Source organism: Bacillus sp. PK6-026, assembly GCF_054161455.1.
On sequence record NZ_CP096418.1, the window covers coordinates 1,125,906 to 1,150,146 of the forward strand.

The 24,241-nt window shown below is 46.8% G+C and carries 25 protein-coding genes and 1 pseudogene; 15 read left to right on the plus strand and 11 right to left on the minus strand.

Annotated features, from left to right (window positions below):
- Window positions 1-148: 148 nt before the first annotated feature.
- Complete coding sequence (locus M1D59_RS05690) at window positions 149-1,435, minus strand: cation:dicarboxylate symporter family transporter (RefSeq protein WP_003180300.1); 1,287 nt, start codon at window positions 1,433-1,435, stop codon at window positions 149-151.
- A gap of 307 nt (window positions 1,436-1,742) precedes the next feature.
- On the minus strand, window positions 1,743-1,877 hold the full coding sequence (gene yhfH, locus M1D59_RS05695) for a protein YhfH (protein WP_003180302.1): 135 nt from the start codon (window positions 1,875-1,877) through the stop codon (window positions 1,743-1,745).
- A 156-nt stretch (window positions 1,878-2,033) separates the two neighbouring features.
- On the opposite strand from yhfH, the gene M1D59_RS05700 reads away from it, so the two are divergent.
- From M1D59_RS05700 to M1D59_RS05710, 3 genes are all read left to right on the plus strand, one after another.
- Window positions 2,034-2,768: an MBL fold metallo-hydrolase gene (locus M1D59_RS05700; RefSeq protein WP_195536144.1), complete on the plus strand. Its 735-nt coding sequence runs from the start codon at window positions 2,034-2,036 to the stop codon at window positions 2,766-2,768.
- 18 nt (window positions 2,769-2,786) lie between these two features.
- Window positions 2,787-3,776, plus strand: coding sequence for a lipoate--protein ligase LplJ (lplJ, locus tag M1D59_RS05705; protein ID WP_020450815.1), 990 nt, complete (start codon window positions 2,787-2,789; stop codon window positions 3,774-3,776).
- 159 nt (window positions 3,777-3,935) lie between these two features.
- Complete coding sequence (locus tag M1D59_RS05710) at window positions 3,936-5,477, plus strand: fatty acid--CoA ligase family protein (protein ID WP_059231183.1); 1,542 nt, start codon at window positions 3,936-3,938, stop codon at window positions 5,475-5,477.
- Here M1D59_RS05710 and M1D59_RS05715 read toward each other — a convergent pair.
- Window positions 5,448-5,894, minus strand: coding sequence for a hypothetical protein (locus M1D59_RS05715; protein ID WP_256164212.1), 447 nt, complete (start codon window positions 5,892-5,894; stop codon window positions 5,448-5,450). The genes M1D59_RS05710 and M1D59_RS05715 overlap by 30 nt on opposite strands.
- A 127-nt stretch (window positions 5,895-6,021) precedes the next feature.
- Here M1D59_RS05715 and M1D59_RS05720 point away from each other — a divergent pair, with 127 nt between their 5' ends.
- The 4 genes from M1D59_RS05720 (at window position 6,022) to M1D59_RS05735 (ending at window position 8,934) form a co-directional block, all read left to right on the plus strand.
- A complete protein-coding gene (locus M1D59_RS05720) occupies window positions 6,022-6,573 on the plus strand; it encodes a helix-turn-helix domain-containing protein (RefSeq protein WP_445604502.1) in 552 nt (183 codons plus the stop codon).
- 12 nt (window positions 6,574-6,585) lie between these two features.
- Complete coding sequence (locus M1D59_RS05725) at window positions 6,586-7,302, plus strand: AzlC family ABC transporter permease (RefSeq protein ID WP_003180314.1); 717 nt, start codon at window positions 6,586-6,588, stop codon at window positions 7,300-7,302.
- Entirely contained in the window at window positions 7,295-7,606 is a 312-nt protein-coding gene (locus M1D59_RS05730; RefSeq protein ID WP_009328928.1) for an AzlD domain-containing protein, read from the plus strand. Before M1D59_RS05725 ends, M1D59_RS05730 begins: the two co-directional genes overlap by 8 nt.
- 71 nt (window positions 7,607-7,677) lie before the next feature.
- On the plus strand, window positions 7,678-8,934 hold the full coding sequence (locus M1D59_RS05735; protein WP_445604503.1) for a M48 family metallopeptidase: 1,257 nt from the start codon (window positions 7,678-7,680) through the stop codon (window positions 8,932-8,934).
- A 57-nt stretch (window positions 8,935-8,991) separates the two neighbouring features.
- On the opposite strand, the gene M1D59_RS05740 is transcribed toward M1D59_RS05735, so the two are convergent.
- On the minus strand, window positions 8,992-10,128 hold the full coding sequence (locus tag M1D59_RS05740) for a S8 family peptidase (RefSeq protein WP_025811752.1): 1,137 nt from the start codon (window positions 10,126-10,128) through the stop codon (window positions 8,992-8,994).
- A 384-nt stretch (window positions 10,129-10,512) separates the two neighbouring features.
- Here M1D59_RS05740 and M1D59_RS05745 point away from each other — a divergent pair, with 384 nt between their 5' ends.
- The 4 genes from M1D59_RS05745 (at window position 10,513) to M1D59_RS05760 (ending at window position 14,632) form a co-directional block, all read left to right on the plus strand.
- The gene (locus tag M1D59_RS05745) at window positions 10,513-11,442 is read left to right on the plus strand and encodes a DMT family transporter (RefSeq protein WP_445604504.1); all 930 of its coding nucleotides are present in this window, start codon (window positions 10,513-10,515) and stop codon (window positions 11,440-11,442) included.
- 109 nt (window positions 11,443-11,551) lie between these two features.
- A complete protein-coding gene (locus M1D59_RS05750; protein WP_445604505.1) occupies window positions 11,552-12,529 on the plus strand; it encodes an ABC transporter substrate-binding protein in 978 nt (325 codons plus the stop codon).
- Window positions 12,530-12,611: 82 nt separating this feature from the next.
- Window positions 12,612-13,610, plus strand: coding sequence for a FecCD family ABC transporter permease (locus M1D59_RS05755; RefSeq protein ID WP_026579951.1), 999 nt, complete (start codon window positions 12,612-12,614; stop codon window positions 13,608-13,610).
- Complete coding sequence (locus M1D59_RS05760) at window positions 13,610-14,632, plus strand: FecCD family ABC transporter permease (protein WP_328037715.1); 1,023 nt, start codon at window positions 13,610-13,612, stop codon at window positions 14,630-14,632. Before M1D59_RS05755 ends, M1D59_RS05760 begins: the two co-directional genes overlap by 1 nt.
- A gap of 30 nt (window positions 14,633-14,662) precedes the next feature.
- Here M1D59_RS05760 and M1D59_RS05765 read toward each other — a convergent pair whose 3' ends face one another.
- The 4 genes and pseudogenes from M1D59_RS05765 to M1D59_RS05780 all read right to left on the minus strand — a co-directional run bounded on the left by M1D59_RS05765 (window position 14,663) and on the right by M1D59_RS05780 (window position 18,476).
- Entirely contained in the window at window positions 14,663-15,235 is a 573-nt protein-coding gene (locus M1D59_RS05765) for a histidine phosphatase family protein (RefSeq protein WP_020450824.1), read from the minus strand.
- Window positions 15,236-15,526: 291 nt separating this feature from the next.
- Complete coding sequence (locus tag M1D59_RS05770) at window positions 15,527-16,033, minus strand: methyl-accepting chemotaxis protein (protein WP_370510583.1); 507 nt, start codon at window positions 16,031-16,033, stop codon at window positions 15,527-15,529.
- A gap of 252 nt (window positions 16,034-16,285) precedes the next feature.
- Window positions 16,286-16,819 (minus strand): annotated as a pseudogene (locus M1D59_RS05775) (protoglobin family protein); the annotation flags it as partial.
- A 106-nt stretch (window positions 16,820-16,925) separates the two neighbouring features.
- A complete protein-coding gene (locus M1D59_RS05780) occupies window positions 16,926-18,476 on the minus strand; it encodes an FAD-dependent oxidoreductase (protein WP_458117870.1) in 1,551 nt (516 codons plus the stop codon).
- 120 nt (window positions 18,477-18,596) lie between these two features.
- Between M1D59_RS05780 and M1D59_RS05785 the strand changes: the two genes are divergently transcribed.
- Entirely contained in the window at window positions 18,597-19,454 is an 858-nt protein-coding gene (locus tag M1D59_RS05785) for an SDR family oxidoreductase (protein ID WP_396279073.1), read from the plus strand.
- Window positions 19,455-19,522: 68 nt separating this feature from the next.
- On the opposite strand, the gene M1D59_RS05790 is transcribed toward M1D59_RS05785, so the two are convergent.
- Window positions 19,523-19,756: an IDEAL domain-containing protein gene (locus M1D59_RS05790; protein ID WP_020450828.1), complete on the minus strand. Its 234-nt coding sequence runs from the start codon at window positions 19,754-19,756 to the stop codon at window positions 19,523-19,525.
- A gap of 272 nt (window positions 19,757-20,028) precedes the next feature.
- Here M1D59_RS05790 and M1D59_RS05795 point away from each other — a divergent pair, with 272 nt between their 5' ends.
- Window positions 20,029-20,607 carry a competence protein ComK gene (locus tag M1D59_RS05795; RefSeq protein ID WP_026579946.1) on the plus strand — a complete coding sequence of 193 codons (579 nt, stop codon included), beginning with the start codon at window positions 20,029-20,031 and terminating at the stop codon, window positions 20,605-20,607.
- Here the strand turns inward: M1D59_RS05795 and M1D59_RS05800 are convergent.
- Entirely contained in the window at window positions 20,601-20,966 is a 366-nt protein-coding gene (locus M1D59_RS05800) for a hypothetical protein (RefSeq protein ID WP_020450830.1), read from the minus strand. The two genes, M1D59_RS05795 and M1D59_RS05800, sit on opposite strands and share 7 nt — an antisense overlap.
- Before the next feature lie 207 nt (window positions 20,967-21,173).
- On the opposite strand from M1D59_RS05800, the gene M1D59_RS05805 reads away from it, so the two are divergent.
- Together M1D59_RS05805 and lepB are read left to right on the plus strand one after the other, a co-directional pair.
- Window positions 21,174-21,785 carry a TVP38/TMEM64 family protein gene (locus M1D59_RS05805; protein ID WP_039072639.1) on the plus strand — a complete coding sequence of 204 codons (612 nt, stop codon included), beginning with the start codon at window positions 21,174-21,176 and terminating at the stop codon, window positions 21,783-21,785.
- Between the two features lie 12 nt (window positions 21,786-21,797).
- On the plus strand, window positions 21,798-22,316 hold the full coding sequence (gene lepB, locus M1D59_RS05810; RefSeq protein WP_020450832.1) for a signal peptidase I: 519 nt from the start codon (window positions 21,798-21,800) through the stop codon (window positions 22,314-22,316).
- Between the two features lie 128 nt (window positions 22,317-22,444).
- Here lepB and M1D59_RS05815 read toward each other — a convergent pair whose 3' ends face one another.
- A complete protein-coding gene (locus M1D59_RS05815) occupies window positions 22,445-24,220 on the minus strand; it encodes a S8 family serine peptidase (protein ID WP_445604506.1) in 1,776 nt (591 codons plus the stop codon).
- Window positions 24,221-24,241 lie beyond the last annotated feature (21 nt).

Consider the following 24,241-nt stretch of genomic DNA (forward strand, 5'->3'; position numbering starts at 1 on the left):
CCCTCCAGTTTTCTTTTCTAATTTAACTACAGTACATCGTATGTAAACGAAAGGAAGTTGTTTGGACAGGTTTCTTGAGCAAATTGCATATTTTTAAAAAAACGTATGTTTCTCCAAAAGCGGGAAACATACGTTTTTTTGCGGGCTGTCAGCCGGACATTTTCATATCTGCCGGCTCCCTTTGATTTAAGACGGTCTGTCCTTTAACGGCGTCATATTCACCTTCCCATTTTGACATGACCACAGCGGCAAGAGCGTTTCCGGTCAGGTTGACGACCGTTCTCGCCATATCCATAATCCGGTCGACTCCGGCAATGAAGGCCAGCCCTTCAGCAGGAACGCCGATCGTGCCCAGAGTCGCGAGAAGAACGACGAATGATGTGCCGGGAACGGCAGCCATTCCTTTAGAAGTGACCATCAGGACAAGGATGAGCGTGAGCTGCTGCCCAATGGACAGATCGATGCCGTAGACCTGCGCCAGAAACAGCGCCGCGATTGCCTGATACAGGACAGAGCCGTCAAGGTTAAATGTGTAGCCGATCGGAATGACAAACGACACAATGCCTTTCGGACAGCCGATTTTCTCCATTTTTTCCATGACGCGCGGAAGCACAGTTTCAGAGCTTGATGTACTGTATGCAAGAAGAAGCTCATCTTTCATATAGGCCAAAAATTTAAATATATTGATACCGCACAGCTTGCCGACGATCCCAAAAATGACGATCAGGAAGAAAGCAAGAGCAAGATAGACAAGCAAAACGAGCTTTCCCAATGATAAAAGCGAAGAAAAACCAAATTTTGAAACCGTTACACCAATTAAAGCAAAAACGCCGAACGGCGCGAATTTCATGACGATGTTCACGACGTGGAACATGGCTTGAGACGTTGCCTCAAAAAAGGAAAGCACAGGCTTGCCTTTTTCGCCTATGGCTGACACTCCGAGTGCGAACAGAACAGTGAAGCAAATGATCGCAAGCAGATCGCCTTCAGCGAGCGATTGGAAAAAGTTTGTCGGCACAATGTGCAGGAACGTGTCTGCGACAGATTTGGTGCTTGCCTCTTTTTCTGTTTCTACATATTGGCTGATATCCTGTTTTTCAGCACCAGAAAAGTTTACGCCGTGTCCAGGCTGAATGATATTTCCAAGGAGCAGTCCGAGCACGATCGCAAAAGTCGTAATGATTTCAAAGTACAGAATCGTCCGAAAACCGAGCCTGCCGACCTTTTTTCCGCTGCCGGCCCCTGCAACCCCGACAATCAAGCTTGAAACGACAATAGGAATCACAATCATTTTGATTAATCTTAAGAACAAATCACCGACGGGCTGCAGATACGTTGCGACCGCAGGGTTTCCGAACCAAATCGCTCCTGCTGCAACACCTAAAATCAGCCCGAGGAAAATTTGTGTGGCTAATCCGAATTTAAGTCTTTTCATAGATGCCCTCCCAACGCATGCTTAATTTATACTAGAATATTAAACTGAGATCGTAAATTAAGTATAGCGAAAGAAAATACAGCTCGTCCATTAAAAAAATAACGTCTGAATATATTGAAAATTCAAATATGAGATGATCATCCCAGCTTAAATTCAAATCGGGACGTTCATCGGTGTATATTTCCCTAAGTGAAATAGTAAAATGTTATTAAAATAATGAATTTTGACAAGAATCTCTCTCTTTATAACTAACTTTATGACAAAAAAACGCCCCGGGGAGATCCGCCGGAGCATTTTTTAATGACGTCTATATATCTTTTACATTTAAGCATTTAGAGCAAGTGTTTCCGTAGCATTCGTGCTGCTCATCAATATCGTGACCGCATTTTGAACATTTTTTGGAAGGCAAATTTCTGAAGAACTCGGTGATTTTAGCGAGCATGTTGATTCCCCCAATTCGTTTGTTGTCATCATTGTATTATAACAGTATCCAGGAAATCAATGTCTGTTTTATGACAAAATATAAAACATGCAATTTTTAAGAAAAATGGGTATATTGAATAGGGGGACGATAGACACAAAAAAGAGGTGTGTATATATGAAGATGACAGTCATCGGCTGCTGCGGAGGATTTCCGGCTGCAAATGAAGCGACTTCAGGCTATCTCTTTCAATCCGGGGATTATTCCGTTTTAATCGACTGCGGCAGTGCCGTTTTATCGAAGCTTCAGCTGTTTCTGCCCGTTGAGGAGCTTGATGCCGTTATATTATCCCATTATCATCACGACCATATTGCGGATGTCGGCCCTTTGCAATTTGCCAAACTGGTCGGCTCATTCCTCGGCAAGGGAGCGAATGCCCTTCCGATATATGGACATCCTTTTGATGAAGAGCAGTTTTCAAAGCTTACATATAAAACGCATACCGCTGGATTGGCCTATGATCCGAAAGAGTCTTTGGCAATCGGACCGTTTACGTTCACGTTTTTAAAGACGGTTCATCCTGTTGACTGCTTTGCTATGAGGGTGACGGACGGTGTTCATTCTGTCGTTTATACAGCCGATTCGAGCTTTCAGGAAGCTTTCATCCCGTTCAGCGAAGGAGCCGATCTATTGATCTCGGAGTGCAATTTTTATGCGGATCAGGATGGGAGAAGCGCCGGTCATATGAACAGCCTCGAAGCGGGACGCATCGCTGCAGAAGCGGGTGCGGGACATCTGCTCTTGACACACCTCCCGCATTTCGGGGAACATCAAAAACTAGCAGAAGAGGCCAAAACCGTTTATAAAGGCGCGGTTGATCTGGCGCACACCGGTTATGTGTGGGGAGAATAGAAGGAGGAACTGACAAACATGCTGTTTATCGATAATCAAAATATTACAGATCCGAGGATCAACTTGGCGATTGAGGAGTACTGCTTAAAGCACCTCGATCCTGAAGAGACGTATCTGCTGTTTTATATCAACCAGCCGTCGATCATCATTGGCAAAAACCAAAATACGATTGAGGAAATCAACACAAAGTATGTGGATGAAAACGGGATCATTGTCGTTCGCAGGCTGTCAGGCGGCGGAGCTGTCTACCATGACCTCGGGAACTTGAACTTCAGCTTTATTACGAAAGACGACGGCAACAGCTTCCATAATTTTAAGAAGTTTACGGAGCCCGTTGTGGCCGCTTTAAAGCGGCTTGGCGTCGATGCGGAGCTGAGCGGCCGAAACGACTTGATGGCAAACGGCCGGAAAATTTCGGGAAACGCCCAGTTCTCAACGAAAGGGAGAATGTTCAGCCATGGCACGCTGTTGTTCGATTCTGAGATAGAACATGTCGTATCGGCTTTAAAAGTAAAAAAAGATAAAATCGAATCAAAAGGCATCAAATCGATCAGGAGCCGGGTAGCCAATATCAGCGAATTTCTCGATCAGAAGATGACGACAGTGGAATTCCGAAGCATGCTTCTCCGCTATATTTTTGATACCGAAGGGGAAATACCGGAGTATAAGCTGACTGAAAAAGACTGGAAAATCATCAATCAAATTTCAAAGGAACGCTATCAAAACTGGGATTGGAACTATGGGAAGTCTCCGAAATTCAATCTTCAGCATTCAAAACGATTTCAAGCGGGATCGGTCGACATCCGCCTGGAAGTGCAAAAAGGCGTGATCTGCGAGTGCAAAATATTCGGTGACTTTTTCGGAGTCGGCGATGTCAGCGATATTGAAGAGAAGCTGACAGGCGTACAGTATGAAAGAAAAGCGATTGAAGAAGCCCTTCAAGGCGTCGACATCAAGCATTACTTCGGCAATATTCAAAAAGAAGAATTTTTGGATCTTGTCTACTAAAAGAGAGGCTGCGGTTTCCGCGGCCCCTTTTTAACTTGAGAGGAATGGAAGATATTTCCCAACAGCCCTTGAGTGTTTTCTGTTCATTTACTATAATGGGAATAGATTTTGATTATCACAAAATGAATGGTCATTCATTCATTTTTAAGGGGTGGGAGAATGAATTTAGTTTCAAAATTAGGGGAAACAGCTCAATCAAAGCCTGACAGAACCGCTTATATTTTTGGGGAACAGACGGAAACATACGGGGGATTACAGCAGAAAATTGATTGCTTTGCAGAAGGTCTGCGCGAAATCGGGGTGGAAAAGGGAGATCATGTTGCTTTGCTTCTCGGCAATACCCCGCATTTTGTGATTGCGTTTTACGGTGTGCTGAAGGCCGGAGCCGTTGTCATACCGATCAATCCGGCCTATACGCCGACTGAGATCGGCTATATGCTGACAAATGGCGACGCAAAAGTGATCGTGGCTCTGGGACAGCTGCTTCCGCTTTACGAAAAGGTGCATGAATCCCTTCCGAAAGTCAGCTGCGTCGTACTTTGCGAAACGGGAGAGCCGCTTCGCGAACCGGAAAGCACTGAGGTTAAGATGAAATTGAAATCGTTTACAAACATTATGAAACCTCCTGTCCGGCCGTTTCCTGAAATCGACGCCGAAGATACGGCCGCCATCCTTTATACGTCAGGAACTACGGGAAGACCAAAAGGGGCGATGCTCACACATCAAAATCTATTTTCGAATGCAAATGATACAGCCCGCTATCTAACAATGAATGAATCTGACCTTGTCGTCGCCGCCCTGCCGATGTTCCACGTTTTTTGTTTAACGGTCTGCATGAATGCGCCACTCATGAACGGCGCAGCGATTTTGATCGTGCCGAAATTCAGTCCCGCCGAGGTTTTCAAGCTGATTAAAAAGCATCAGGCGACGATCTTCTCAGGCGTGCCGACAATGTACAATTACCTGTACCAGTATGAAGGGGCGGATGAAACCGGTTTTCGATCCATCAGGATTTGCATCTCAGGCGGAGCGGCCATGCCTGTCGCTCTCCTGAAAAGCTTTGAAGAAAGATTCGGCGTTCTCGTTTTAGAAGGCTACGGTTTGTCGGAGGCTTCTCCTGTTACATGCTTTAACCCGTTCAGCACCGGCCGCAAGCCAGGATCGATCGGCACGAACATTCTCAATGTGAAAAACAAAGTCGTCAATGAAATCGGGGAAGAGCTGCCTGCCGGTCAAGTCGGGGAGTTGATCGTTAAAGGGCCGAATGTTATGAAAGGGTACTACAACATGCCGGAAGAAACGGCCCATACGATTAAAGACGGATGGCTGTATACAGGTGATTTGGCAAAACGGGATGAAGACGGTTATTTTTATATCGTCGACAGAAAAAAAGACATGATTATCGTCGGCGGCTATAATGTCTATCCGAGGGAGATCGAAGAAGTGCTCTACCTTCATCCGGAAATCGCAGAAGCGGTGGTGATCGGAGTGCCCGACCCGAATACGGGAGAAGCCGTCCAGTGCTATGTCGTTCCGAAGAATAAAACGCTGACAGAGGATGATGTCTTGTCGCATTGCAAAAAGCATCTTGCCAAATACAAGCGCCCGGCGGCGATCGTCTTCATGGATGAAATACCGAAAAATTCGACCGGCAAAATTTTAAGGCGCGCTTTAAAAGACATTTTGACAAATCAATCTTGACACGTTAAAAGGGACGCCTGCCGCGTCCCTTTTCTGCAGTTCTCTGAGAAGAGCGTCTTTTTCCTTTTGTCGGAGAACAAAATATGTGCTCTCCTCTTCTTTCAGGATGACGGCTTCATCTTTCTTCAGCCAGACGGTGAAGTGAACGCGATGTGTGTCGGTCATGCTGATGTATCCGTGATACGCCGGAGAAGGCAGGCTATGCGCCGACTTTTCTTTCATTCTTTTCCCTTTGTTAAATGTATCAAGCAGAACGCCTATGTTGTGCCTATCTTTGATGCTGACCGTTTTTTCGCTGTCATCTGCCTGCTTCAAGATGATTTCTTCGGCATTTCTTGAGTCGAAAGGCTCCGCCATCAAGTGGAATACATAAAAGACAGTGATAGATAAAATACCGAAAAAAAGTATGATCCCCATTATTTTTTTCAGAATGATCACCTCAGGCTATTTATTTTCTCCGTTTAATGGCTTTTCATCCTAAAAAATTATGCTATAATGTTCAATAAATTATACAAATGTTCAATTTATTGAGAGGAGGCGGAAGATGAATTCGATTGAAAAACAAGTCGCAGAAAACATAAAGAGGCTGCGAAAAGTCCGCAATTACAGTCTTGATCAATTGTCATCGATGACTGGCGTCAGCAAAGGCATGCTCGCGCAAATTGAAAAAGGCTCTTCAAGTCCGACGATCACAACTTTGTGGAAGATCGCAAACGGGCTGCAAGTATCATTTACTTCCTTGGCAGAAAAGCCCGCGGGGGAGCCGACGGTCGTCAGAAAGCATGAGAAAACGCCCGTTTTGGCCGGAGAAGAAAAATACGCGGCATTTCCGCATTTTCCCTTCGACCAGAAAAAGAAGTTTGAAATCTTTTATATTGAACTTGCGCCCGGCTGTGTACACGAATCAGAGCCTCACCACGGAGGGATTGAAGAGTATGTGCTCGTCTCTAGAGGAGCGATCGCGGTGACGGCGTGTGATTACACTTGCAGCCTGAACGAAGGCGATGCGATGCATTTCACCGCAAACACCGTGCATACGTACGAAAACAACACGGAACAAACGGCAGCATGTTATACACTCATTTATTATCCGTAAAGAGGTGTCAAGATGGAAAAGCACGATTCACTCAACTTTCTAGACGGGCTTCGTTCAGGGGTTTCCCTTGCCGTCGGCTACATTCCGGTCGCTTTGACATTCGGGCTTTTGGCGAAAACAACGGGGCTGTCGCTTTTTGAAACGTTTTTGATGAGCGCCCTTGTTTTCGGAGGAGCGTCCCAGTATATGTCTTTAAGCATGCTCGCCGTTCAGACGGGAATCATCGAAATCGTTATGACGACGTTCATTGTGAATATCAGACATTTTTTATTTTCGGCGACTTTGAATCAATTGGTAGAAAAAGATTCGCCTTGGAAAAAAGCGTTTTACTCATTTTTCGCGGTGACAGATGAATCGTTTGCCGTCGCTGCTCTAAGAAAGGAAAAGCTGACGACCGGGTATATGATCGGCCTCGGTTCGATCGGATATGTAAGCTGGGTTTTTTGGAGTGCGGCCGGGCATTTTGCAGGGGCCGCCATGCCGGCTGTTCTCCAGGAAAGCATGAGCATCGCCCTTTATGCCATGTTTATCGGATTGTTGGTGCCGCCTTTGAAAAAACAGCGAAAAGTCCTGCTGCTGGCGGGGGCGGCTGCGTTATTCAATACGGTTTTCCAAATGAACGGAATATTGTCGGCAGGATGGTCGATCGTCTGCGCTACGCTTTTATCCGCCGTCCTGATTGAATGGCTGTACCAATTTAGAACAGAGGGGAAGAGAAACTATGTTTAGCCCGATCATCTGGATGATTATCGGCATGGCTGCCGTTACATATGTGCCGCGGATGGTGCCGCTCATTGCTTTTGAAAGCCTGAAGCTTCCCGGATTTTTGGAGCGCGTGCTGAAAAATGTGCCGTACGCCGTCTTAGGGGCTCTCATTTTTCCGGGAGTTTTTTTGGTGCAAAGCGGTATGCTCTACGGACTTGCCGGCGCTCTTATCGCATTTTTATTTTCCTATTTTGGAGCAAGCGTCATAGTCGTCGTGATGGGGACGATTTTGACGCTCGCAGGCGCCGGCCTCTTGCTCTCATTGTAAGGCTTGGTTCTAACTTTCGCATGAAAAGCTTACAATAGAAGTAACTGCTATGTGAGAGGAAGTGATTCGCCATGCGGAAATGGATCGCGGGAGCCGGTCTCCTGTATGTGCTGTACGGCCTTTTTTTCTATTGGTATCTCTTTATGGCCGGTGAACCCTCCGTTCCTGAGGCGCTGAAAGGGACAAGCGCAGACCCGGCGGCATTTATGAACGAAAGAGAACTCATGCTGACAGAAGATTACTCGAAAATAAAGGACTTTATGTTTTTTATCCGGATTCCGTTTGAATGGTTTTTATTTTTTATATTGTTGATTGCCGGTTTATCCAGGAAAATGAAAAATTGGGCGGAGCAGACCTCGAAGAGGAGAAGCATTCAAATCACGGCATATGTTTTTGCTTTGTTTCTGATCGTCACGATCGTTTCTTTGCCGCTTGACTGGATCAGCTATCAATATTCGCTTGACTACGGCATATCAACCCAGACAACCGCGAGCTGGATCAAAGACCAGGTGATCGACTTCTGGATCAGTTTTCCGATAACGGCTGCGGCGGTGATCGTCTTTTACTATTTGATCAAAAAGCATGAAAAACGCTGGTGGTTTTATGCCTGGTGTCTGACGGTTCCGGTTACGCTGTTTTTATTTTTTCTCCAGCCGGTTGTCATTGATCCTTTATACAATGACTTTTATCCGCTGAAAAATAAAGATCTTGAACAAAGCATTCTGAAGCTGGCCGATCAGGCGGATATTCCTGCGAATCACGTCTATGAAGTGAACATGTCTGAAAAAACGAATGCGTTAAATGCCTATGTAACAGGAATCGGCGCCAATAAAAGGATTGTGCTCTGGGATACCACGCTGAACAAGCTGGATGAGCCGGAAATTTTATTCATCATGGCGCACGAAATGGGACATTATGTGATGAAGCATGTTTACATAGGACTCGGCGGGTATCTGCTTTTATCCCTTGCTGTCTTTTATGTGATCGACAAGCTGTACAAGCGGATCATCGGCCGCTATGGAAGAAGCCTTCATATTGCGGGAAAATCCGATCTAGCCGCACTTCCGCTTCTTCTGATGCTGATGGGGGTTATCTCTTTCGCGTCGTCTCCATTTACGAACGCAGTTTCGAGGCATCAGGAAAAAGCTGCTGACCAGTATGCGATTGAACTGACGCAAAACAGCGATGCAGCGGTTTCGACGTTTCAAGAGCTCTCAAAAGCCGGGCTGAGCGAGGCAAACCCGCCGTTTCTCGTCAAGATTTTTAAATACGGCCATCCGACGATCATGGAACGGATTCAAAATATTGAACAACCCTCATCAGAATGAAGAAAAAGCTAGTGCTAAAAACACTAGCTTTTTCTATATGCTATTTGTTAGAATATGTTATTGAGCGGCAGCTTCGACATTGATCAGACCTTTCCCATAGTAGAAGGAGCTTCCCAAATAAGTCGCCGTGCTGGAGAGACGGTTGCGGACTTGTGAAGCTGAAAGGTTCGGATGTTTTGACAAGATCAAAGCTGCTGCTCCCGCTACATGAGGAGAAGCCATTGACGTTCCGTTCAATGTTGCATAAGTGTTCGTTGGGTAAGTGCTGTATACGCCTGCGCCAGGAGCCATGACTTCAAGCTCTGCTCCCACACTGGAAAATGAAGCTCTGTTGCTGTTAGAGTCTACCGCACCAACAGCGATGACAGAATCGTATTTCGCAGGATAGCCAATTGTATTCGTGTTTCCTGAAGATCCGCTGTTCCCTGCTGCAGCTACAACGACAACCCCTTTTGCATATGCATTGTCGACTGCCTGTTTCATCGCTGTCGAGCCTGATGCTCCCCCAAGGCTCATATTGATAACATCCATGCCGTTTGTTGTCGCCCACTCGATTCCGCTTACAATGCCGCTGTATGATCCGCTTCCGCTTGAATTCAGTACTTTAACCGCGTACAAGGATACGCTTGGCGCAACGCCTAATACACCCGTTGTATTGTCAAGCGCAGCTACTGTACCGGCAACATGTGTGCCGTGTCCGTTGCCGTCGGTGTTATAAGCTTCGCCAGCCACAAAGCTTGCTCCGCCGACTACGTTCAAGTCCGGATGAGAAGCTTGGATTCCTGTATCCAGGACGGCTACTTTTACATTCGCTCCCTTAAAGCCTTGAGCCTGCACTTTGTCCGCTTTAATGAGAGGAATGCCGTAAGGAACGGTTTGCGCCAAGGCATGGGCCACATGATCCTCTTCCACATAAGCGACATCCGGATCATTTTTGACTTCCTTAAGCGCTTCTTTGTCTAGCTTCGCTTTTGCCGCGTTGATGATTCTAAACTGCTTGTCCACTTTTCCGCCGCTCTCTTTGATGATGTCCTTTTTGACAGATGCGGTTTTCACTCCTGACTTAAATCCGACAATATAATCCTTTTCAACATTTTTCGCCGGTTGAGCAGCAGAAGCGGAATCGCTGAATGCCATCGTGAACACGAGCATGAAGGCCGTCAGCATCCCAAGCCAAAAACTCTTTTTCCTCATCATTACTCACTCTCCTCCTCTTTATTCAGAATAATTTAAATAGAAGGATAATATAATCTATTCCAATTATTCTGTTAATTTATTATAGAAAAAAAATGAATTATATGGTAGGCCTATTTTTTTGGAGGACCAATTTAAAATTTTTTGGTTATTAATAACTGTTTTAGAAAAATGTTCAGTTCGAAAGTATGAATAGACCGCTTCAGCCTGGCAGGGAAAGAGGTCCCGAGGGCCGCGAATGACAGGAGATTGCTCCATCTGATTCATTTTATGAAAATACTATTCATTTATTTTATGAGATCATTTTTTGCCGAAGGAGGTTGCGGCCTTGTCGATCATCTATTAAAATATGCAATATATCGCATACAGAAACGGGTGAAAGATATGAAATCAGCTCATGTGAAAGGTGTATTGATGGTGCTTGCAGGGGCTTCATTGTGGGGATTATCGGGAAGCGCTGCACAGTACATATTTGAAAGGGGAGCGGTTGAAGCCGGCTCGCTTGTCTCTGTCAGGCTTCTGGCATCGGGAGTCATTCTCTTGTTATATGTTTCAATGAAAAACGGTTTTCAACATGTGTGTCAGATATGGAAGAAAAAAACAGATATTTGTTCGATTTTAGTATTTTCCATTTTTGGAATGCTTGCTGTTCAATATACGTTTTTTGCTTCAATCGAAAAGGGTAATGCCGCGGCTGCTGCAATTCTTCAATACTTGGCGCCTTTTTTCGTATTGTTTTACCTATATGTTAAAAAAGAACTTCCGCCTAAGTGGAAAGATGCCGTACTTACTTTATTTGCGCTTTTCGGCGTGTTTCTTCTTTTGACAGGCGGAAGGCCGGACAGTTTGTATATTCCGGCCGAGGCCGCCGTTTGGGGCATTTTGTCCGGTGGAGCGCTTGCTTTCTATACGGTTTTTGCAGGAGGATTAATTCAATCGTTCGGTGCTTTGACGGTTACGGGATGGGGTATGCTCGTCGGAGGGGCCGGAATTTCTTTTTTGTTTCCGCCGTTTCGGTTTGACCTTTCGCACATTGGGGCAGGGGAGGCGGCAGCCATTCTGTTTGTTGTATTGTGCGGCACAGCTTTGGCGTTTGCCCTATACATCGGCAGCCTTTCTTATCTTTCCGCAAAAGAAACGAGCTGCCTGAGCTGCGCCGAACCGCTAGCGGCTGTTTTGTCGTCGGCGGTCTGGCTGGGTGTGCCGTTCAATGCCTTTCAAGGTGCCGGTACGGTAATGGTGATCATCACGGTCATCATTCTTTCCCTCAGCAGAGAAAGCAAAGCGGGGGATTCCGTGAATGAACGGGTGTAGAAAGGAGAAGGAGGCTCCTTTCTTTTTTTATAATGATAATGATTATCGTTGTCATTGGTATGAAGTGTTGCTATAATAATTTCGTCTACTACCAGAAAAGGAGATACATATGAAACCTAAGTATTTTGCTATTTTATTCCTATTGATGTTATCAGTGTTGACAGCCTGCTCGGGGGGAAGCGAAAGTACGAAAACCTCCAGTCAGGATTCCGTGACAGTTAAGCACGACTTAGGAGAAACGAAAGTAAAGAACAATCCGAAAAAAGTTGTGGTTCTTGAATTGGGTTTTATTGATGCGCTCCTTGATGCGGGCATTAAGCCTGTCGGGATTGCGGACGACGGCAAACCTAAGTTTATTAACGAGAAGGTCAGAGAAAAAATCAAAGGGTATACTTCAGTCGGTTCGCGCGCCCAGCCAAGTTTTGAAAAAATTGCTTCTTTAAAGCCCGATTTAATAATTGCCGATTCGAGCAGGCACAGCGGTGTCTATGATAAGCTGGCGAAAATTGCGCCGACAATCGCGCTGAAAAACTTGAATGCAGATTATCAGGACACGCTTGACGCGTCTCTTACGATTGCGAAAGCCGTCGGCAAAGAAAGCGCAATGGAGAAAAAGTTGGCTGAACATAAACAAAAGCTGAATGAATTGAAACAGAAATTCGGGAGCCGGAAACAGAGCATTCTTCTGCTCGGAAACACAAATGAAGCAATCACTGTGCGCGACGAAAACTTTTTCACGTCTCAGCTTCTGACGAAAATCGGCTATACATACGGTGTCAGAGACAGCAGCAAAGGCGATGGCGAAAACGGTGAATCCGTCAATATTAAAATGACGCTTGAGCAGCTGCTTGAGAAAGACCCCGACACCATTGTCCTGATGACGGGAGAAAAAGATAAAGTCGATGAAGACGGGAAAAGACCCATTGAAAAAGACCCTCTTTGGAAAAAGCTCAGCGCTGTCAAAAAAGGCAAGGTTTATGAAGCCGACAGATTCGCCTGGTCGCTCCGCCGCAGTATTGACGGAGCAGATGCGCTGATAGATGAAATCGGTCAGCATCTTCTGTCTGAGGATCAAAAGAAATCTTAAGAGCCTGCCGGCTTGCTGGACGGGATGACGCATGCTTTTTACAAAAGCATGCGCTTGTTTTTTTCTAAAGGAGTGACCTGTTTTGATATATATGAAACGTTTTGCACCGCTCATTTTTGTTTTTCTTTTGCTCGCGGGTTTTGCGCTTTCTGTTTCAATCGGTTCGTCAACGATTGCGCTGCCCGACATTTGGGCAGCTGTGTTTATGTACGACGGTTCAAAATTGCACGCGATTATTCAGTCCATCCGAATTCCGCGCGCCTTGGCCGCCGCATTCATCGGCGCGAATCTAGGGGCCGCGGGCGCACTGATGCAGGCGGTGACAAGAAATGCGCTGGCATCTCCGAGCATCTTCGGAATCAATGCAGGGGCCTCTCTTGCTGTCGTATGTTTGACGGTGATGTTTCCTGCGCTTGCCGCTCCCCAGACAGCGATGGGAGCCGCTTTTGCCGGCGGTGCCGCGGCCGCGCTGGTCGTGTACGCGGTTGCCTCAGTATTCAGCGAACACGACAGGGATATCAGCTTTGCCTTGATCGGTGTCGTCATTCAGGCGATCATTGCTTCGATGACGCAAATGCTGCTCATTTTTCATGAAGAGTCGACGGAAACGCTATTGTTTTGGCTTTCCGGTTCTTTAGCGGGGAGCTCGTGGGATAAGCTTCATTTGTTGATTCCGGTAAGCATGGCAGGTTTGTTGACGGCTTTGGCCTTAGGGAGGGCGGCTTCCGTCATGAGTCTCGGAGATGATGTGTCACATGGGCTGGGACAAAATGTATGGCTCAGCAGATTGTTCATCGCTTTCACTGTTGTCGCGCTGGCAGGAGCATCGGTGTCCGCTGCCGGACCGATTGGTTTCATCGGTTTGATGGTTCCTCATATGATCCGGTATCTGATGGGGGCTGACTATCGGTTCGTGATTCCGTATTCGGCATTGCTTGGAGCCGTTCTTTTGCTGTTTGCTGATATTCTGTCCCGCTTTGTCTATTTTCCGTACCAAACGCCGGTCGGAGTTGTTACGGCAATGATCGGGACGCCGTTTTTCATCTATTTGGCGAGAAGACGGAAAAAGGGGGCGGCATGATGAACAATGCGGAAAGAAAAATGAAAAGACGGCGCGGGCAATCGGCGCTTGTCCTCTCTGCGTTATGCGCCTGTTTGTTGATGCTCATTGTACTCAATTTGGCGATCGGCGATGAAAACATCGGACTGTGGGACGTAATGAAATCACTGGCAGGGCAAGAGGATGCAGGAGTCCGCTTCTTGGTGATGGAATTTCGAATGCCGCGCATCCTTCTCGCTGTGCTTGCCGGAGGGGCGCTTTCAATCGCAGGTGTAGTCGCACAATCGCTGATGAAAAATCCGCTGGCCGCCCCTGACACGCTTGGCATTACAGGAGGAGCGGGATTGGGCGCTGTGATCGTTACGGTCTCGTTTTCACAGCAAAGTCCGCTTCTGCTGACAGGCGCCGCCTTTTCAGGAAGCGTTTTGGCTGCGGCTCTCGTCTATTTATTGGCTTATCGAAACGGGATTTCTCCTGTGCGGCTGGCGCTTGTCGGGATCGCGGTCAATGCTTTTTGCCATTCGGGTATTCAGCTACTCATTTCAAGGGGGAGCCCGAATGTCAACAACGCATTAATTTGGCTGAATGGAAGTCTGTGGGGGAGAGACTGGGATGATGTACTGTCTCTTTTCATATGGTGTTGTCTGGTCATTCCTCCGTTATGGTTTGCGGCAAAACCGCTCGATATCATCAAATCAGGGGACGGGATTGCCGTCGGCCTCGGCATCCGGCTCGAAAGAACGCGATTTCTGCTGCTTGCCGGTGCGGTCCTGCTGACAGCTGCGGCTGTGACCGCCGTGGGAACAATCGGTTTTATCGGGCTGATGGCGCCCCATATCGCAAGAAAGCTGGCAGGGGCTGAAACGAGGATCTTGATTCCCGTTTCAGCGCTCGTCGGCGGCATCGTTCTTTTGATAGCCGATGCCGCCGGAAGAGGCCTTGTTCCGCCGCTTGAAATACCGGCTGGATTGATCGCAGCCATTATCGGCGGTCCGTATTTTATCTATTTACTGCGCCGCGAAGCGAGGCAGGGGAGAGCATAAAAAAGACGGCATCAACCTTGCCGTCTTTTTTTAATTTGACAAATGGTGTGAAAGATTGTAATCCTTCACATGCCATTTATTTTCATGGAATTTGATGTTGCTTAGGCACGCATTGACGAGCTTCGTATTTTCCAGGTTGATGTCGCCGTTTGAGATTTTTGACAGAAGGGCGTGTATCGCGGCTCCGTGTGCGACGATCAGCACTTTTTTGTCCGGATACCGCTCGCTGACCTTTTGAACGCCGGCCATCAGCCGTTCGGCAAGCGCTTCTTTTGATTCCTGATTCGGATATTCTTTATCGGGGTAGAGCCTCGTTCTTTCTTCGAATGGCATCCCTTCTGCATCTCCGTAATTCCTTTCGATGAAATCTTCCATTTCGATGATTTCAAGTCCCAGGTATTGATTGATGATTTCAGCGGTTTCTTTCGCTCTTCTTAAAGGGCTTGTAATGATGACGTCCCAGTCGGACCCTTTCAAAAACGCCCCGGTTTCTTTTGCCTGTTTTTGACCGGTTTCATTTAAAGGGATATCGGTTCTTCCCTGCAGTTTTCCTAAAGCATTCCAGTCTGTCTCGCCATGCCGGATCAAACAAATCGCAGTCATTCTGAAAAATCTCCTTTCGATGTCGGCTTTCGCGTTTTTCGGTGATATGGCTATTATACTAAATTTAAAAAACAGAACCACGAAATATGACTGGCACAGAACAACATTTACACGATTTTTTCATACAGGAGCGTAGCGCCGATTCTGCGGATTTGAAAACATCACTGAGCGTTGCCATTATGGCTGTGAATATATCTTTGACTTGCATAGCAGACTTTCAAATAACGTAATAGAATCAGGTTGCAAAAGCAAAATACACAGGCCATGAATTGACCTGTGTACAGGAATGATTTATTTTTTTGTCAGTTCTACGAGAGAATCGACTGAAACCGCGACTTGTGACACGGCGGCATTCACATCTTGAAGGCCGCTTAAAAATGCCTGCAGATCGCCCTCGATTCGGCCGCTTTGCTCTTTGCTCGTTTTCATATTGGAGACGATATCATCGAATAGATGATTGATCTCCGACATCTTGTCTTTGCTTTCGTTCACGAGCTGGTTTACATCTGTAATATGCTTCGTGACGATCGAGATTTGCGCGTTTGTGTTATTGACGAGCTCAGATACGGTGGAGACGGTTTTTTTCGTATCATCGGACAGCTTTCTGACTTCGTTTGCGACGACTGCGAACCCTTTGCCGTGCTCTCCCGCCCTTGCAGATTCGATCGAGGCGTTGAGCGAAAGCAAATTCGTCTGCTCGGCAATGCCTGTTACGATTCCGAAAATCTTTTCGATCTGCAGTGCGATTTCTTCCAGCTTTTTAATTTCCTGCTCGATTTGCGTCATGCTGCTTCCCATTTGATTCAGCTGCTGTTCCTGCTCCTCAAGCTCCTTTTTTCCGCCGATCGATTTTTGTTCGACAGAAACAGCTGTCTTCGTTCCGGCTCTTGACGTTTCGGCGATTTCGGACGATTTGTCGACCAATTCCTGTACAGCGCCCGTTGTTTCGGCAAATAAAGCGGCCAAAGAACCGGAAGTATCTTTGATTTGCCGGTGAAGGTCATTTTTGCTCTCTTCATCAAGTCTGCGGAGCCTTGCATGCTCGTCTTCAAAGGCCTCGAGGACGATCTGCTGTTCGATGTTGAGAATTTTGGTGACGGCTTTGACTGACCGCCTGTATTCCTCATCGGATAATGCGTTTTCAAAAATTGACAGCATGGAAAGAAGGAGATCTTGAAATGCCCCCAGATACCACTTTGGCAAGAGCCCAATCCGAAGATGAACGTGGGCGATCCGGATCCTTTTTTCTAAAAAGGCTTCGTCGATGACACCTGAAAACATTTCCTGGATGTGGATCGTCAATGTCTTTTTGAGACGGTCAACTGAGCTGTGGTCATGGATGATCTCCATCAAAGAGTTTTCATGCTCAAGGTTTTGGTAAAACCGGGTGACGATGGTTTCGATATGTTCAGTGACTAAAGGCTTCAGCCTGCTCAGCACCCAAAGATCCTCATCCGTCAAATCGACCATTGCTAGCTGTTTTTTAAATTCTGCGTGCTGATTGAGCCTGATTCTTTTTGTTTGGTCAGGACCTTCTTCAGCAAAGAATGATCGTTCTGTCTTTCTATCCTTTTTGAATAACACGATCGTATCCCCCTGTAATCGTTAATGATAAAACTGCCGTTTTTATGAAATTTCCAGCATTTATCTTTTTATCGGCAATTTTTCATTACTTTTTAACTTGTACACCTCAGCTTTCCGGATCTTTCAAAGGTTCTACGGCAGGACCCTCGATGACATCGCCGTCGACCGAAAACCTTGAGCCGTGGCACGGACAGTCCCACGTCTTTTCTCCGTCGTTCCACTCGACTTCGCAGCCCATATGGGTGCATGTTGTGTCAACCAGATGAAGCTCGCCTTTTTCATCGCGATAAGCACCCGCACGTTTCCCGGCATGTGACACGACCGCACCTTCTCCGTTGACAAGGTCTTCCGGCTTCCTGATCGGCTGTTCGAGTTTTCCTTCGGCAAAGTGTTTTGCAACATCCGCGTTATAGGAAATGACTTTTTTGATGCTTGGATCCGGGTGGAAACGGGCCGGCTGAAAGACGGCTTGATAAGGATTGTCTTCGCCTGCGATATGGTCTGTCATCAGCTGCGCGGCGAGGGTGCTTGTTGTCATGCCCCATTTTCGAAAGCCAGTGGCGACGAGAATGCGCTTTTCTTTCGGATAGATCGGCCCGATATACGGAATTTTGTCAAGCGTGATTAAATCTTGCGCTGACCAGCGGTAAGGGATCGATTCAATGCCGAACACGCCTTCTGCAAATGATTCAAGCGCCTGATAATGCCTGATTGTATCCTCTCCCTGGCCGGTTTTGTGGCTTTCACCGCCGACAAGAACCATTTCTTCTCCGTCAATCGTCACCGAACGGAGCGAGCGTGAAGGCTGATCTATACTTAAATACATGCCGCCTGGATACGGCGTTTTCGGCTTGACGGCGAGCACGTATGACCGGCTCGGCTCAAGCCTTGCAAAATAGAAGCCTTTTTTATCATGAAACGGAAAGTGCGTGCAGCACGCGACATAATCGCTGAAGATTTGATGCCCGTTTCTTGTCAGCACTTTTGGCCGGTCGCCTTCTTTGATTTCTTTAGCAGCCGTGTTTTCGTAAATTTTTCCGCCGGCTTCCAGGACGGCCTCTGCAAGGTGTTTCAAATAGTGGAGTGGATGAAACTGGGCCTGGTTTTTCATAACAAGTCCTGCTTTCATATCGATTGGAACGGGGAGATCTTTGATGAATTCCCTGTCAATCCCGAGCTTTTGGTATGCCTCATATTCCTTTCTGATTTTTTGTACCGATTGTTCTTCAGTTGTGTAAATGCACGCGTCCTGTTCTTCAAAATCGCACGGGATCTTTTGCTCGAGCACGAGGTTTTTGATAAAGGACAGCGCCTTGAGGTTTGCTTCATAATACAGTCTCGCATTCGGCATTCCGATGTGCCCGATCAGCTCATCATAGATCAGATCATGCTGTGCGGTGATTTTGGCTGTCGTATAGCCGGTTGTTCCGTCGAGTATCCGCCCGGATTCGATCAAGACGACGCTGTAGCCTTTTTTCGTCAGTAAATAAGCAGTCGTCAGTCCGGTCATGCCGCCGCCGATGACGGCGACATCTGTTTTGACATCTTCAGACAGTTCTTCGAATTTAGGAAGATCTGTACTGTTTCTCCAATACGATTCAGGCGAGTCCGGCAGTTTTTGTTCTTGATTGCTCACAAGGTTCCCTCCATCATCCATCTGTTTTGTTCTTAAATTTTCCCAATTGAGAAATATTCATGCATGTGAAACGGCTTGTCATAAAAAAGGGGCGTTTTCATAAAATAGTAAGGTTGAATCAATGTGAAGGAGGGAATCGTTTTGAGCAAACAGCCGAAGAAAGTACTGCCTCCCCAGCACCAAACACAGCGTCCGGGATTGGAGTATTTGATGGATCCCCGGCCCGTTTTCGACCGGCCGAAACGAGAGCGGAAACTGGCCGGGAAAACCGCGATTATTACGGGAGGAGACAGCGGTATCGGCCGTGCCGTATCCGTTTTGTTTGCGAAGGAAGGCGCGAACATTGTCATTGTCTACTTAAATGAACACCGCGATGCAGAAGAAACAAAGGGGTATGTGGAAAAAGAAGGGGGCGGATGCAAGCTGATCGCAGGAGACATCGGAGACGAGGCTTTTTGCAACGATATTGTGCGCCAGGCAAAGGAAGCATTCCCAACGATCGATATACTCGTCAATAATGCGGCTGAACAGCATCCGCAAAAGGGAATCGAAAAAATTACAAGCCATCAGCTGATCCGAACGTTTCAGACGAATATTTTTTCAATGTTTTATTTGACAAAAGCTGTGCTGCCGCATTTGAAAAAAGGCAGCTCAATCATCAATACCACTTCGATTACGGCTTATGCCGGCAATGAAAGGCTGATCGATTATTCTTCGACGAAAGGAGCGATTACATCATTTACGCGTTCGCTCGCTTTGTCGCTTGTCGATCAGGGCATCCGTGTGAACGGGGTGGCGCCGGGTCCGATTTGGACGCCGCTGATCCCGTCGACGTTTACGGAGAGAGAGGTCGAAATATTCGGTTCAACAACGCCGATGGAACGGCCCGGACAGCCTGCTGAAGTGGCGCCGAGCTATTTGTTTCTAGCCAGCGACGATTCTTCCTACATGACGGGCCAAGTGCTCCATGTCAACGGCGGAACGATTATTAACGGATAAAAAGGCCGGGACTATTTCATAAGCCGGCTTTTTCCGCGTAAAAAAGCCAATCCGGGAGGGATTGGCCGTTATGCGTGCTTTTTCAGCGCTGTATATTCTCTTGAAAGCTCAAGGAAAGATTGCTTATCTCCTTTGTCTAATGCTTCATTAATCTTCTTGTTCAGCGTGTGCAAACGCCGTTTAAAAAGCGATTCATCAAGGACCATTTGAATGTAGATATCCGTGATGGTTACATCAAGTTCTTTCACCTTTTGGGTATTGCGGGACTTCATGAGCTCAGCGTACGACTTTTTCTCTTTCATAAAGATTCCCCCTGATGCCTTTTTTATAGTATATGGATTACGCAACAAAAAATCAATAAGTATTTATAATTTTTAGATAATTATTCGGAGATGCGTGTTTATAAGAATAAAAGTTTGTATATTTGGACTAAGAAATACGGATTTAATCGAACAAAATATAAAAATGGCATTTTAAAAACATATTTTCAAATTAATTGGAAAAAATCCTGTCGTTTTGTAAAGGATAATGTTAGATTAATAGTATAAATTTACTAACGATTAGGAGGATCAAGATGAGCACAGAGGATATGACAAAAGATACGTATGAAGTAAACAGTTCGACAATGGCTGTCCTGCCTCTGGGAGAGGGGGAGAAACCCGCTTCAAAAATACTCGAGACCGACAGGACTTTCCGCGTCAATATGAAGCCGTTTCAGATCATCGAAAGAAGCTGCCGCTATTTCGGATCGAGCTATGCGGGAAGAAAAGCGGGCACATATGAGGTCATTAAAGTTTCCCATAAACCGCCGATCATGGTGGATCACTCAAACAATATTTTTCTTTTTCCCACATTTTCCTCAACTCGTCCTCAGTGCGGGTGGCTTTCCCATGCGCATGTTCACGAGTTTTGCGCGGCAAAGTATGACAACACGTTTGTCACGTTTGTCAACGGGGAAACGCTGGAGCTGCCCGTATCCATCACATCTTTTGAAAACCAGGTTTACCGAACGGCATGGTTGAGAACAAAATTTATCGACCGGATTGAAGGAAACGCCATGCAGAAGAAACAGGAATTTATGCTTTATCCGAAGGAAGACCGGAATCAGCTGATATACGAATTCATCCTCAGGGAGCTGAAAAAGCGCTATTGATCGGGAGCGGCTTTGAATAAATAGTGCTCAAGAAGCGCGGATACCTGATTGCGGATGCGGGGATTAAAATAGTTATGCTCTTCTTCGTATCCTTCATATATAAAGGAGTACATCGTAAAGGCTTCGTCCCGTGACACTTCGTGCACCTTGATTTTCCGCCGGCGCAGTTCATTTTTCACGTCGTACAGATCGCGCTGGGCAAGCTTTAACGCCTGTTCGATCAGACGCTGATAGGGGTCTTTCAGCTTGAATGGCCCCTGCTGGATGATTTTCATGTCCCGGTTTAATATGCTGACGGTCATCGGGAGGTAAATCGCCTTTTCAATCATATCCCTGGCTTCAGCGGGAATTCTTGTCATGGCTTTTCTCCTCATTTCTTTTGTTGATAAGGAACGTTTGTTCTGTTTTTATTTTACACGAAAGACGGCCTTTTAATCAAGAACGGGAAAAAATGACTAAAATGATCAAGTTGTTTCAGACTAATACAGAAAACACCGAGACGGATGATTTAAAGTTTTTGATTTAAAGTGTAGAATAGAAGTAGACAACCGCCCTGAGGAGAATCAATGTTGGAGCAATTATTCAGCTATTTTACAGAAGAGAATTTAACAGAGTTTTTTCAGAGCTACAGGGCTTTTGGTCCTTTTGTAGCCGTTCTGCTGCCGTTTATTGAAGCGCTGCTCCCGTTTTTACCCCTGCTCGTGTTTGTTGTCGCCAATGTAAATTCGTTCGGTTTATGGCAGGGGTTCTTGTTGACGTGGATCGGGGCATCTTTAGGCTCTATAGCAGTTTTTCTTTTTATCCGCCATTTCGGCCAGCAAAGAGCACTCGGTTTTATCCGCAGGCATCCATCCGTAAAAAAACTGATGACCTGGGTGGAAAAACGGGGCTTCGGTCCGCTGTTTCTCCTGCTTTGCTTTCCATTCACGCCTTCGGCGGCGGTAAATGTTGTGGCAGGACTTTCGAGAGTCAGCCTGCTGCCTTTTTCACTGGCGGTGCTTTGCGGCAAGTTCGTGATGATTTTTATGGTGAGCTTTGTCGGCCATGATCTGAAGGCGCTTTTTACCCAGCCTTTGCGGACAGCTGCCGTGATCATCGTCATGCTGATCTTATGGTACGCCGGAAAACGGGTTGAACATCGTCTGAACGTGAGATTCAGCCAGAGAGAGAAAGACTAGGGGGACACAGAATTGAAAAAGCGTTTTTTGGTCATAGCCGGGGTGCTGCTTGTCATCGTCGTCGGAATTCAGGTCAAAAATGCCGTTTTCATTGAATATAAAGTAGAAGGCGTCAGCATGAATCCGACCTTTCAGGAGGGCAACGAACTTTTGATCAACAGGTTCGCCCACCACTTTAAAACGATCAGCCGATTTGACATCGTGCTGTTTAAAGGACCTGACAAAGATATATTCATTAAAAGGGTGATCGGGCTTCCGGGCGAAACCCTCCGGTATGAAGATGATCAGCTGTATATCAACGAAGAAAAGATCAAAGAGCCTTATCTGGACGATTTAAAGGCCGTCACCGCCGGAGGGGACTTGACAGGGGATTTTACGCTGAAGGAAGTGACCGGAGAGGAAAAGGTGCCTGAAAATGAGTACTTCGTCCTCGGGGACAACCGGATCCACAGCTTTGACAGCCGCCATTTCGGCTTTGTTTCAGACCGGGACATCGTCGGGATTGTGACGGAAAGAATTGATAAAAAGTGATTGGAGAATGCGGCGGAAAGCAAGCGGCCGGCCGAAAGGAATACGATGTCACAATTGTCGTGTCCGAGCAGAACAGCATCAAAAAAGACGTATTTGCAAGAAAAGCCCGGGATTCCGGGCTTTTCTTGCTATTTCAGTTTGATCGCATTGATTCGTTTTTGCAGCTTCGTTTTTTCGGCGGATGCTTTCAGCTTGCTGACCGCTGATTGCGCTGCCGATTTTGTTTTTTTCGTTCTCTTTTGTTCGGCCGTTTTAACTTTGGCTTTCGCCGCTGCCACTTTTTTGTTATAGGCTGACGCGGCTTGCATTTTCGCGGTGTTCAGCTTTTTTTGCAGATTTGATTTGTCTTTTCCGGCAGGCAGCTCATTAATCGCTTTTTGCGCTTTGCCGAGGTTTGAGTCTGTGGCCGCTTTTTCAGCTTTGGCAACGGCCTGCTTTGCGGTGTTCAAGAGGCTTGAGCGGACCGCGTTGATCCGTTTTTGCAAATTCGTTTTGAAAGTGCCGCTGTCGAGTTCATTGACCGCTTTTTGGGCTGCGTCGGCATTGGTTTTCTTTTTTTGCTTCTCTGCGAGTTTTACTTTGCTTTCGGCTGTTTTTTTAAGCTGCTCTTTAACAGCATCGAGCCTCTTTTTCAAAGCGGTTTTATCGGCGTTTGCAGGCAGCGGTTCGATCGCTTTTTGCGCGGTTTGAATGTCCGCTTTTTTCTTTGTCTTTTCCGCTTGTCCGACTGCTTTTTGCGCTTTCTCCAACGGCTGTGTGATCTCTTTGAAGCGGATTAATCCATAGCCGAACAAATGATCACGGCCGGGAGCGCCCAAGTCGCTTGTATAAATCTGCATTTTCTTGCGCAGCTCAGCATTTGAAGCGGTTGGGTACAGCTGTTTCAAAAGAGCAAACATTCCGGTGACGTGCGGCGTTGCCTGTGAAGTGCCGCTTCCGATTGCATAGCCGCGGTCGGAAGATGTACTGATAATAGATGTGCCGGGAGCGGCAAACTCGACGGCGCTGCCGGTGTTGGAAAATGAGGCGATCTGATTTTTTTCGTTGGTGGCCGAGACGGCAATGACGCTGCTGTAGGCGGCCGGGTAATAAACGGATTTTCCGTTTCCGGCATTTCCGCTTGCACCGACTAAAATCATTCCCCGTTTGTATGCTCTATCTACTGCATCGTGGAGAACTTGACTGTCGCCTGAAACGACGAGGCTCATATTGATGATATCGATTCCGTGCTGGATCGACCAATCGATGCCTTGTAAGATGCCTTTCAGATCCCCCGAACCATTCCGGTCCAGCGCTTTTACGGCATACAGCTGCGCGCCGGGCGCGAGACCGTCGATCCCCCGTCCGTTATGCTTCGCTCCGATGATTCCGGCAACATGTGTTCCGTGGCCGTTATCATCACGGTATGAAGCGGTATAGCCGACCATCGATGCACCGCCTGCGATTGACAGCTCTTCATGGGGGGAAATCCCGCTGTCAATAACCGCAATTTTCACCTGTTTCCCTGTCAAACCTTTATTCCAAGCCAGTGCGGCTTGAATCGGCTTGATGTTCCACTGTGAAAACGCGGAGGCGGTTTGCGCTGTGCTGCTGGAGACAGCTTTTAGAACGGTGCTGTCGGCAGCAGCTACCGGGAGGTTGTCTTCGACATACAGGACGTCGGGATCTTGTTCAAGTTCCCGCACTGTTTTGTCGTCCGCAGTAACAGCAGCTGCGGGAATGTGCCGGTAAACGTGTTCTACCGTGTCTGCTTGTTCGATGACGTTTTCTTTTCCGCTGGCATTTTTATATATGACGATGACTTCGTTTTCCTGCTTATTGCTTTCCGCTTGAATGCGGGGTGAATTTGCGGAAAAACCGACGAACATTGCAGCGGACACCGCGATTTTCCATAACTTTCTCATCCGGCTCTCCTCCTTATTTAG